This window comes from Flavobacterium bomense, assembly GCF_003970355.1.
Genome location: NZ_RYDJ01000287.1, coordinates 1 through 1,025 on the forward strand (window position 1 = coordinate 1; position 1,025 = coordinate 1,025).

Sequence of the window (1,025 nt, forward strand, 5' to 3'; positions counted from 1 at the left end):
AAATGCTTTTGCAAATAATGGATTTAAACCAATATATTTAGGAGCGTTGGCTAATGTATCTATAATCATAATTATCTAAATTAACGTGCAACTCTACCGGATGCATCACCACCCATCAATTTAGAAACTTCCTCAACCGTAACTAAGTTAGCATCACCTTTGATTGTGTGTTACAAGCAAGAAGCTGCAACAGCAAAATCCAAGGCGTTTTGATCATCATCAGGATAAGTTAATAATCCGTAGATTAAACCTCCCATAAAGGAATCTCCACCACCTACTCTATCAACGATATCAGTAATTTGATATTGACGAGTTTGTAACATTTTTTTTCCATCGTATAAAACGCCAGCCCAAGTATTGTGAGACGCAGAAATAGAACCTCTTAAAGTAGTAATTACTTTTTTAGCCCTTGGGAATTTTTCCATCATTTGTTGACAAACTGACAAGAAGGCTTCTGCTTTTACATCATGTCCATGAGTTTGAACTGCAGCTCCTTCAGGTTTAATTCCGAAGTGCATTTCAGCATCTTCTTCATTTCCTAAAATCACATCGCAATACGAAGTTAACTCGGTCATAATAGCTTCACGATCTCCACCGTATTTCCATAACTTAGCACGATAATTCAAATCCGTTGAGATAGTAATGCCTAATTTACTGGCAATTTTGACAGCTTCTAAACAAGCATCGGCAGAACTTTGAGAAATAGCCGGAGTAATACCAGTCCAGTGAAACCATTCGACCCCTTCAAAAACTTTTTCCCAATTGATCATCCCTGGCTGGATTTCAGACATTGATGAGTGTGCTCTATCATAAACCACTTTACTCCCTCTGCTTACGGCACCTGTTTCAAGAAAATAAATTCCTAAACGATCTCCACCCCAAACAATATTATCCACTCCAACGCCTCTTTTACGCATTTCCATCATAGCACATTCTCCAATATCATTTTTTGGTAAACGAGTTACAAAATCAACTGGAATTCCATAGTTAGCTAACGAAACAGCTACATTAGACTCTCCTCCTCC

At 37.9% G+C, this 1,025-nt stretch carries 1 pseudogene; it reads right to left on the minus strand.

Going from position 1 to position 1,025, the window contains the following annotated elements:
* Positions 1–80: 80 nt before the first annotated feature.
* Positions 81–1,025: pseudogene (locus EKL98_RS17365) on the minus strand (PfkB family carbohydrate kinase); the annotation flags it as partial.